Raw genomic sequence first — 9823 nt, forward strand, 5'->3', positions numbered from 1 at the left:
CGGAGGGGGGTGAGTGTGCTAACAGGCACCGGCATGTGTTGGTTCGACCCGCGGGCTCGGACGCGAGACACCAGGGGGCCGCGAACACGCCGCGCCGAAGGCGCGGCAATTAGACACTGTAGCGGCGGTGATCGATGCCGAATTCGTCTGCGACGGTAGCGGCGAGTTCGACGTAGGCGCGTTTGGTGGTCTTGTGCAGGCGATGCAGATCGATCTCGGCGCCCTCGGACAGGTGCGAGTCGTACGGGATGATGTGCACGGCGCGGCAGCGCGACAGGAAGTATTCGCGCAGCTGCTGGATGCCGACATTCGGGGAGCCCTCACGCGGCAGGTTGATCACCACGACCGCATTGCGGACCAGATGATCGTGCCCGTGCAGGGACAACCAGTCGAGCGTCGCCGCCGCACTGCGCGCGCCATCGATCGCGGCCGAGGAGATCAGCACGAGCGAATGCGCGAGGTCGAGCACACCGCCCATTGCCGAATGCATCAGTCCGGTACCGCAGTCGGTCAGGATGATGTTGTAGAACCGCTGCAGGATGCGCGCGACCGCGCGGTACTCCTCGTCGTTGAACGCCTCCGACGCCGCCGGATCCCGTTCGCTGGCAAGCACTTCCAATCGGCTGGTGCCCTGCGAGGTATGCCTGCGCACATCCGAATAGCGCTGGATCGCGGGATCCAGCAAGAGATCGCGCACGGTCGAACGGGTCTGCAGCGGCACCCGCTGCGAGAGCGTGCCGAAGTCCGGATTGGCATCGACCGCGATCACCCGGTCACCACGGATGGAGGCGAAAATCGACCCGAGACCCATTGTCGTGGTGGTCTTTCCGACACCACCCTTGAGCGAGAGCACCGCGATCCGATAGTCACCGCGCACCGGCTGCCGGATCCGCGCCACCAACTCCTGCAGCCGCAACTCCTCCGCGGACAAGCCGGGATTGATCGCGCCACCGGAAACATGGTGCACGGCCTTGCGCCACCCACCGCTCGGCGACTTCTTCGCACGCCGCAACGGCACGTCGTCGAGCGAAGGCTGCGGCCCGTGCGGATGCTGCGGCCGATACTGCGCAGGCTGATACTGACCACCCTGCTGATACCCGGGCGGCATCCCCTGCGGTCCGGCCGGTGGCCGGCCGTACCCGGCCTGCGGATCCCCAACGGGCGCTTGCTGTCCCATCGGCCCCGCCGCATACCCCTGCTGCCATTGGTCAGCAGGTTGCTCACCCGGCGACTGCTGCCCCGCACCCCGCGCCGCCGGATTCTGCCACTGCTCACCCTCGGGCGCCCGCCCGATCGGCGGCTGCCCATACCCGGGCGCACCTTGCCGTGGTGCTCGATCGCCACCGGGCGCTCGGCCGTGCGGTGCCTGGTCGCCGGGCACCTGTCCCATGGGGCCGGATGCGCCTTGCCACGGTGCCTGGTCGCCGCCAGGGGCCTGGCCTGCCGGTCCGAGTTCGCTTTGCTGCGGTCCCTGGTCGCTGCCGGGTGCCTGCCCCGTGTGCACAGGGCCGCCCTGCCATGATGCTTGGTCGCCGCCGAGTGCTCGGCCCGTGGGCGCGCCGCTGCCTTGCCCCGGTGGGTGATCGCTGCCGGATCCGCGCTCGATGGGTCCGCTCTGCGACAGTGCCTGGTCATTGCCGCGTGGCTGCCCCATGGGCGCAGGGCCGCCTTGCGATGGCGCGTGGTCGCCGGACGCTTGCCCTGTGGAGCCGCCTTGCCACTGCTGCCCGGTGGGCTCGCTCTGCCACGGTGCCCGGTCGCCGTCGGATGCGTGGCCCGTAGGCGCAGGTCCACTCTGCCAAGGTGGGCCGACCTGACCGCTGACCGGTGCGGGCCCGGTGGACGGTTGCGCGTACCCGGGTCCGTTCTGCCACGGCGCGGCCTGATCGCTGCCAGGGGCTTGCATGGGTCCAGGGCCGCCCAGCCGTGGCGCTTGGTCGCCGCCGGGTGCTTGCCCCATGGGGCCGGGTCCGCTCTGCCACGGGCCGGCCGGGTCGCCGATGGGTGCTTGCCCTGTGGGCCCAGGTCCGTTCTGCCATGGTGGGCCGGCCTGATCGCCGACAGGCGCCTGCCCACTGGGCGGCTGGGCGTATCCAGTTCCGTTGTGCCACTGACTATTCGGCTGGACGGTGCCCGGCGCTTGCGGTCCTGATGCGGGCTGCTCGTACCCGGGGGCATTGCGGTCGCCGCTCTGCCCTTCGGCTACTGCGGATTGCTCCGCTCCAGCCGCGCTGTCATGAGCGCCCGGCCTATGCGGCCTCGACTGCTCGCCCGTCGGAACCGGTTGATCGCCGGCGATATCGGTCGGCCCTGCGGCCTCATCGTCCACCCCGGCGGCTGCGTCGATCTCCGATGGCAACCGGTGCCGTCCGACGACGGGCGTCGGTGCGCCCGTCGTTCCGGGGACGGGATGCGCAGCCCAACCAGGCGTGGCCAACTCACGTCCTCGTTGCCCGGACTGTCCTGCCGTCCCGGTCGGCCGCTGGGATTCGGCCGCGGATCCTTGCGGTCCAGAGCCCGGACGTCCGAGCTCCTCGCTCGGTGCCTGCGGTGCCGCCCCCGGTCTCGGGAACTCAGCACCCGCCGGATCGGGGCCGGTGACCCATCCGGGCGCGGCCGACCCGCTATCGCGTTGCGGCCGACCGGATTCCGAATCTCCGGTAGTGCTGGGCCCTTGGAAATCAGCTTCCTGTGGCGCGAACGGCGGCTGGTTGAACTCGCCGCCCGGTGCTTGTGGTGCGGACGCGGGGCGATGGAACTGGCCCGGCGTCCGAGGTGCTGCTCCCGAGCCGGCTGCCTGCGCGGAGGCCGGATCGTCGTTGGCGGTTCGCGTCGCCTGACCGTACTGGCCGTAGTCGTGCGGTGCACCGCCGCTCATGGACGATGTTGTGCCCGAGGGCGATCCGCCTGCGGGGTGGCCGGTGCCCGCGGCCGAATCCTGGGCGCGATCGCGCCGTGCGGGTCCGTACTCCGAGGAGGCGGTGCTGGGCGGCACCCGCGTGGAGCCGCCCGGCCGCCTGGTCGGATCGACCGTCGCGGAATCGAATATCGGTGTCGCACCACGGGATTGCGGGCGGTCGCCCTCGGCGGAACCCGCTGCGTCGTTCGCGGTCTGCTCTGCACCGAGCGCTCGCGCCGAATCATCCTGATCCGTACGGCTTACCGCACCCGGTTCATCCGTCTCCGCCCCGGCTGCCAGGTCGGAACCATGTGCCACACCAGCGTCCGCAGGTATGCCGGAGGCAGCCGCCGACTGTGCGTCGAATTCTCCTGGTGGTGGCGGCAACTCAGGCCGCTGCCCGCTCCGCGCATCCCCTTGCGCATCAGCGGTCCGATCCTCCGACGGCCGCTGCGGCGCAAGCCAAGGCGGCGGACCATCGTCCCCTTGCGAGTCCAACTGCTGTGCCGAGCCATCGCCCCCGTGCGAGTCGGCCCGGCGTGATTCATCGAGTTCCGGGCCCGAGCTGTCCGCACGAGAGTCCGGCCGTGACTCGTCGAGTCGCGAAGGTGGACTATCGACTCCGTGCGGGTCGTGCGGCCGCGGTTCATCGTGTCGGGTGGGCGGTCCGCCGACGCCATGAGAGCCCTGTGGGTGCGGTTCGTCGAGTCGCGAAGGCGCGCCATCGAACCCGCGTGAGTGCGGTTGGGCGAGCTGCGAGGACGGGCCGTCGATTCCGCGCGCGTGCGGTTCGTCGAGCCGTGCGGACGGTGCGTCGGTGCCGCCCGAGGTCGATGCGGGTGGTGCGCCGACCGGTGGGGGCGGCGTGAGTTGGCCGTTGTCCAAGCGGCTTTCGGGCACCGAAGTCGGCCCGGGATGAGCGGGTGCCGAGGCTGTGGGGGTATGCGGGCCCGTGCCGGCCGTTTCGAGGGACGGTTGGCCCTGCTCGGTGCGGGGTGTATCGAGCCATGCGGGTGGGGCGTCGAAGTCGCCGGTCGGCGGCATCCCCGGCCGCTCGCTCGTCGGCGGCTGCGGTGCGGCAGGCGAATACGGTTGTGCGGAGGCCTGGTTCGGTGGGGGCGGCAGGTCGGGGCGCGACGACTGGTAGCGCACCGTTTCCTCGACGGACGCGGGCGGCTCTGTGGCAACCGGTTGGCCCACGCCCGGCTGCTGGGGCGGAGGCGTTCGAGTAGCGCCCGGCTGCTGGTAATCGGCAGCGGGCTGCTGAGGGCCGGAAGGGTGCACCAGCGGTTGCGACGGTGGCGTCGGCGGCCTGCTGCCGAGCGGCTCGAAACCGGCCGAGGGCTGGCGCGGGTTGCGGGTCGGCAGCGGATTGCTGCCTTGCCAACCGTTTTCCGGGTGCGGCGCACCCTGACCTGGCCCGTCCGGGCGCGCAGGTGGACCGGAGTCGTGCTGGAGTGGACCCTGTCGGTGCGGGTCCCCTGGCTCGGGGCCGCGCTGGGGGTCGGGTCCGCGAAAGGCGTTCGGGCCCTGGGAACCACCCGGTCCGCTGTGCAGTTCGAAACCGGGACCGGACAATTCGCGCCCCGCCGAACCCGAACGCTGACCCTGTTCCTCGGGCTGCTCGTCCTTACCTTTGCGTCGGCCGAATCGGCGCTTGTCCCGGCGCGCGGGTTCGGGACGCTCGGTCTCCGGCGCGCGCTTGGAACGTCCACGCCGCGAAGGCGCTTCATCGATCAGGTCGTCGTGTGGCAGGTTCTGTACGGGTGCTTCGTAGCCGCCGGTGACATCGCTCTCGGAAAGCCACGGGGGCAGCATGGGGAGGCCGTCGTTATTACGGCTCACACGTCCCCCTTGATCTGCTCGACCTTTGTTCGCTGGGCTGTGGTCAGTTTACGCGACGACTCTGCCTCATCGCGGGTGGGGAGTGGGCCGAATGAGCGGTTTTCGAACGCCCCTGTCGCGGGATCTGTTGGACCCCATACGCCTCTCGACAGGTAGGCCGAGATGTGCCCTGTCGGATGACCGCGCACACCCCGCATGGCAGATTGCCGCGCGCCTGCTTCGTCACCAGCATCCGGCCTCGATCCTGATCTCCGGCGGGCCTCTGCATTCCGGCGAGGGCGGCCTCTATATCCCGCTATATATCCCGGCAAGCAAAACGTCTTCTCCAACGCTCCGCGCCGCAACGACCCGGAGTGACGAACGCGTTCGCGACCGCATCCGGTGCGACCTGTTCACGAAGCATCGCGATGCTTCGGCTCGGCTTTGCGAAGCAGTGCCCTGCTCTCGCTCGGTCGCGATGGATGGCGACGAAACCGCGATGTCGATGCCGCGCCCATGCCGAGGGGGACCGTGCCAGATAAGACGGCCACTACCGGCGCTGGGCCTTCGAGGCGATCGGAGCATCACAGACTTCGGGTCTCATCACCGATGTTTGCGGCTGCGCGCGATCAAGGCTCCAACGCGGATCGGCACCGTGGTTCTGGGCGCCCACGACTACGCTGGCAACTACGGGTCTGCGCACCGCCGCACGCGCACAAAAAGCGGAACAATAGCCGCTCCCGCTCACTGTGACCAGGGCGAATTGGCCTGCCCGCATTTAAACCGGTAAGCTTGGTCGGCGGTGCACCTACGCGCCGACTGTTTGCATGCCGCTGATCGGGACGACCGATGGGTACATGGAAGCAGATACAAGGCAATCAAACCAGGTTTGAGCGTAAACCGGGATCGCGGAGGACATGGCGAAGAAAGACGGGGCCATCGAGGTCGAGGGTCGAGTTGTCGAGCCGCTGCCCAATGCGATGTTCCGGATCGAGCTCGAGAACGGACACAAAGTTCTCGCGCACATCAGCGGAAAGATGCGGCAGCACTACATTCGCATCCTTCCCGAGGACCGTGTGGTCGTCGAGCTCTCGCCCTACGACCTGTCGCGCGGCCGCATCGTCTACCGCTACAAATGATCGCGCCTGCAAGGCGTGACCATCGAGCCGCAAGGCTCACTACAGAGACTTCCCCAGTCGTCGGCTGGGGAAAAACTGTGTTCACACCCGTGTGAACCGAACAAGATTGGACGGACGTGAAGGTTCAGCCGAGCGTCAAGAAGATCTGCGAGAAGTGCAAGGTGATCCGCCGTCACGGTCGGGTCATGGTGATCTGCGAGAACCTGCGCCACAAGCAGCGTCAGGGCTGATTTTCGCAGCACCAGCCGGGCACCGATCCATGATCGGCTTGGCCAAATAAAGAAGAACTCCCAGCTCCAGCCGCACACTGCGGATATTCGGACCGCGCGGTTCCTCGGAATCGCAAGGTCCGAGGTGTGCGAGCCAACCACCGGTACGGAGGCCGGTGCCCCACCAGACGAGGGGACGGACAGGGAGCAGACCTCCGCAACGATTAAGGAACCTGCCACATGGCACGTCTCATGGGCGTTGATCTCCCGCGCGAAAAGCGCATGGAGATCGCGCTGACTTACATTTTCGGCATCGGCCGTACCCGCGCCAAGGAGATCCTCGAGGCAACGGGCGTCAGCCCCGACCTGCGCTCGAAGGACCTCAGCGACGAGCAGGTCACGCAGCTGCGTGACTACATCGAGGGCTCGGCCCTCAAGGTCGAAGGTGACCTGCGCCGCGAGGTTCAGGCCGACATTCGTCGCAAGATCGAGATCGGCTGCTACCAGGGGCTGCGCCACCGTCGTGGCCTGCCCGTGCGTGGCCAGCGCACCAAGACCAACGCGCGCACCCGCAAGGGCCCGAAGCGCACCGTCGCAGGCAAGAAGAAGTAGGGGATAAAGGATGCCTCCGAAGAGTCGGGCCTCCGGCCCCAAGAAGACCCAGAAGTCGCGTCGCCGGGAAAAGAAGAACGTCCCGCACGGCCACGCGCACATCAAGAGCACGTTCAACAACACGATCGTGTCGATCACCGACCCGTCCGGCAACGTCATCTCGTGGGCGTCCTCGGGCCATGTCGGCTTCAAGGGTTCGCGCAAGTCGACCCCGTTCGCCGCGCAGCTCGCCGCCGAGAACGCGGCCCGCAAGGCGCAGGAGAACGGCGTCAAGAAGGTCGACGTGTTCGTCAAGGGCCCGGGTTCGGGCCGCGAGACCGCGATCCGTTCGCTGCAGGCCGCCGGCCTGGAAGTCGGCACGATCTCCGATGTCACCCCGCAGCCGCACAACGGCTGCCGTCCGCCCAAGCGGCGTCGCGTCTAGCGGGAAAGGAATAACGAAAAATGGCTCGTTACACAGGCCCCATCACCCGCAAGTCGCGTCGTCTGCGGGTCGACCTCGTCGGAGGCGACCAGGCGTTCGAGCGTCGTCCGTACCCGCCCGGCCAGCACGGCCGCGCGCGGATCAAGGAGAGCGAGTACCTGCTCCAGCTGCAGGAGAAGCAGAAGGCGCGCTTCTCCTACGGCGTCATGGAGAAGCAGTTCCGCCGGTACTACGAAGAGGCCAACCGCCTCAAGGGCAAGACCGGTGACAACCTGCTCCGTCTGCTCGAGACCCGGCTCGACAACGTCGTGTACCGCGCCGGTCTGGCGCGCACCCGTCGGCAGGCTCGCCAGCTGGTCAGCCACGGTCACTTCCTGGTGAACAACCGGGCCGTGAACGTCCCCAGCTTCCAGGTGACCCAGTACGACATCATCGATGTCAAGGAGAAGTCGCTCGGCACGCTGCCGTTCCAGGTCGCGCGCGAGACCGTCGGCGACCGCCCGGTTCCGGGCTGGCTGCAGGTACTCCCGGGCCGGCTGCGGATCCTGGTGCACCAGCTCCCCGAGCGTGCCCAGATCGATGTGCCGCTGCAGGAACAGCTGATCGTCGAGTACTACTCGAAGTAAACAGCTTTCGCTGCTGGTGCGTGGTCGTCCGATGCCGGGCGATCACGCACAACCCCCAAGACGTGGGCGTCAAATAGTGGGCGCCCGTACAGGAGGATGATCCTAATGCTGATTTCACAGCGTCCGACGCTGACCGAAGAGGTCGTCGCCGAGAACCGCTCGAAGTTCACCATTGAACCGCTCGAGCCGGGCTTCGGTTACACCCTCGGCAACTCGCTGCGGCGTACCCTGCTGTCCTCGATTCCGGGGGCCGCGGTCACCAGCATCCGCATCGACGGCGTCCTGCACGAGTTCACCACCGTTCCCGGTGTGAAGGAAGATGTCACCGACATCATCCTGAACCTCAAGGGTCTGGTCGTGTCCTCGGAGGAGGACGAGCCGGTCACGATGTACGTGCGCAAGCAGGGCCCGGGCACCGTCACCGCCGGTGACATCGTGCCGCCTGCCGGTGTTGTCGTGCACAACCCGGATATGCACATCGCCACCCTGAACGACAAGGGCAAGCTGGAGATCGAGCTCGTCGTCGAGCGCGGTCGCGGTTACGTCCCGGCGGTGCAGAACAAGGCGTCCGGCGCGGAAATCGGCCGGATCCCGGTGGATTCGATCTACTCGCCGGTGCTCAAGGTGACCTACAAGGTGGAGGCCACCCGTGTCGAGCAGCGCACCGACTTCGACCGTCTGATCCTGGACGTGGAGACCAAGAACTCCATCACCGCCCGGGATGCGCTCGCTTCGGCGGGCAAGACCCTGGTCGAGCTGTTCGGCCTGGCCCGTGAGCTCAATGTCGAAGCCGAAGGCATCGAGATCGGCCCTTCGCCGGCCGAGGCGGATCACATCGCCTCGTTCGGTCTGCCGATCGAGGATCTGGACCTCACCGTCCGGTCCTACAACTGCCTCAAGCGCGAGGGCGTGCACACGGTCGGCGAGCTTGTCGCCCGCACCGAATCGGATCTGCTGGACATCCGCAACTTCGGCCAGAAGTCCATCGACGAGGTCAAGGTCAAGCTGCATGCGCTCGGCCTCTCGCTGAAGGACAGCCCGGCCTCGTTCGATCCTTCGTCCGTGGTGGGTTACGACGCGAGCACCGGAACGTGGAGCGACAGCGGCACGTTCAGTGACACCGATGGCGGCGAGCAGGACTACGCCGAGACCGAACAGCTCTAGGCCGCTGGGGTAGGCACCCCGGCCCGGCCTCGCACCCGCGGCGTGAGCGACGCGCCCGGAGGCGGTAGCGGAGCGTAACCACGCAGGGCGCCGGGAGCGCCGCAATAAGACACAGGAGAACAAACAATGCCCAAGCCCAAGAAGGGTGCCCGCTTCGGCGGGTCGGCGTCGCACCAGAAGGCGATCTTCGCCAATCTGGCCACGGCGCTCTTCGAGCACGGTCGTATCACGACCACCGAGGCCAAGGCCAAGGCGCTGCGCCCCTATGCCGAGAAGCTGGTCACCAAGGCGAAGGCCGGCACCCTGGCCGACCGGCGCGAGGTGCTCAAGGTCATCCGCAACAAGGATGTCGTCCACGAGCTCTTCGCCTCGATCGGTCCGTCGTTCGAGGGTCGCGAGGGTGGTTACACCCGCATCACCAAGACGCTGCCCCGCAAGGGTGACAACGCGCCGATGGCGGTCATCGAGTTGGTCCGGGAGAAGACCGTGACCAACGAGGCCGACCGCGCTCGTCGCGTTGCCGCGTCCAAGAAGGCCGAGGCGCCCGTCGCCGAGACCGTGGTCGAGGAGCAGGCCGATGAGGCCGTCGCCGAGACCGTCGAGGCCGAGGCCCCCGCTGCCGACGAGGCCGCTGAGGACAAGAAGGACGCCTGACGCTCGCGTTGGAGTTCTCGAACGAGCCCGCCGCCCCCTGTGGGTCGGCGGGCTCGTTCGTATCCGAGACCACCACGCTGGCATCGGGTTGCGCCCTGGCGGGTGGGTCCCCTCGGAGCGCTGCCGCCGTTCGTATCGACTAGGAGATCGCATGTGACCGAGGAGGATTCGGTGGATTCGACGGCGTCGGGTACGTCCGCACCGGTGGATTCGCCCGGAGTCATGGAAGTGCCTGGGGTCGTGCAGGTCCACGAAGTCGTGGAGGTGTCTGG

Annotated in this window: 8 protein-coding genes; 7 read left to right on the top strand and 1 reads right to left on the bottom strand. The window is 67.8% G+C overall.

Features of this window, described 5'->3' with window-relative positions:
* Positions 1–109: 109 nt before the first annotated feature.
* Positions 110–4744: an AAA family ATPase gene (locus ACIBW7_RS39760; RefSeq protein WP_397055743.1), complete on the bottom strand. Its 4635-nt coding sequence runs from the start codon at positions 4742–4744 to the stop codon at positions 110–112.
* Positions 4745–5640: 896 nt separating this feature from the next.
* Here ACIBW7_RS39760 and infA point away from each other — a divergent pair.
* The 7 genes from infA (at position 5641) to rplQ (ending at position 9551) form a co-directional block, all read left to right on the top strand.
* On the top strand, positions 5641–5862 hold the full coding sequence (gene infA, locus ACIBW7_RS39765; RefSeq protein WP_003418601.1) for a translation initiation factor IF-1: 222 nt from the start codon (positions 5641–5643) through the stop codon (positions 5860–5862).
* A 116-nt stretch (positions 5863–5978) separates the two neighbouring features.
* Positions 5979–6092: a 50S ribosomal protein L36 gene (rpmJ, locus tag ACIBW7_RS39770; protein ID WP_040686659.1), complete on the top strand. Its 114-nt coding sequence runs from the start codon at positions 5979–5981 to the stop codon at positions 6090–6092.
* A gap of 219 nt (positions 6093–6311) precedes the next feature.
* Complete coding sequence (rpsM, locus tag ACIBW7_RS39775) at positions 6312–6683, top strand: 30S ribosomal protein S13 (RefSeq protein WP_062983099.1); 372 nt, start codon at positions 6312–6314, stop codon at positions 6681–6683.
* A 10-nt stretch (positions 6684–6693) separates the two neighbouring features.
* Positions 6694–7107 carry a 30S ribosomal protein S11 gene (rpsK, locus tag ACIBW7_RS39780; protein WP_014349147.1) on the top strand — a complete coding sequence of 138 codons (414 nt, stop codon included), beginning with the start codon at positions 6694–6696 and terminating at the stop codon, positions 7105–7107.
* Positions 7108–7127: 20 nt separating this feature from the next.
* Positions 7128–7733, top strand: a complete 606-nt coding sequence (rpsD, locus tag ACIBW7_RS39785) for a 30S ribosomal protein S4 (RefSeq protein ID WP_063039138.1) — start codon at positions 7128–7130, stop codon at positions 7731–7733.
* A gap of 105 nt (positions 7734–7838) precedes the next feature.
* Positions 7839–8897: a DNA-directed RNA polymerase subunit alpha gene (locus ACIBW7_RS39790; RefSeq protein WP_040686662.1), complete on the top strand. Its 1059-nt coding sequence runs from the start codon at positions 7839–7841 to the stop codon at positions 8895–8897.
* A 126-nt stretch (positions 8898–9023) separates the two neighbouring features.
* Positions 9024–9551 carry a 50S ribosomal protein L17 gene (rplQ, locus tag ACIBW7_RS39795; protein WP_397055747.1) on the top strand — a complete coding sequence of 176 codons (528 nt, stop codon included), beginning with the start codon at positions 9024–9026 and terminating at the stop codon, positions 9549–9551.
* Positions 9552–9823: the final 272 nt, after the last annotated feature.

Origin of the sequence: Nocardia sp. NPDC049526 (assembly GCF_044465765.1) — a bacterium.
Taxonomy (GTDB): domain Bacteria; phylum Actinomycetota; class Actinomycetes; order Mycobacteriales; family Mycobacteriaceae; genus Nocardia.

What these genes read in the sequence shown, in the direction of transcription:
- infA (WP_003418601.1), top strand. Translation starts at nt 5,641, where the DNA reads ATGGCGAAGAAAGACGGGGCCATCGAGGTCGAGGGTCGAGTTGTCGAG.
- rpsM (WP_062983099.1), top strand. Translation starts at nt 6,312, where the DNA reads ATGGCACGTCTCATGGGCGTTGATCTCCCGCGCGAAAAGCGCATGGAG.
- rpsK (WP_014349147.1), top strand. Translation starts at nt 6,694, where the DNA reads ATGCCTCCGAAGAGTCGGGCCTCCGGCCCCAAGAAGACCCAGAAGTCG.
- rpsD (WP_063039138.1), top strand. Translation starts at nt 7,128, where the DNA reads ATGGCTCGTTACACAGGCCCCATCACCCGCAAGTCGCGTCGTCTGCGG.
- ACIBW7_RS39790 (WP_040686662.1), top strand. Translation starts at nt 7,839, where the DNA reads ATGCTGATTTCACAGCGTCCGACGCTGACCGAAGAGGTCGTCGCCGAG.
- rplQ (WP_397055747.1), top strand. Translation starts at nt 9,024, where the DNA reads ATGCCCAAGCCCAAGAAGGGTGCCCGCTTCGGCGGGTCGGCGTCGCAC.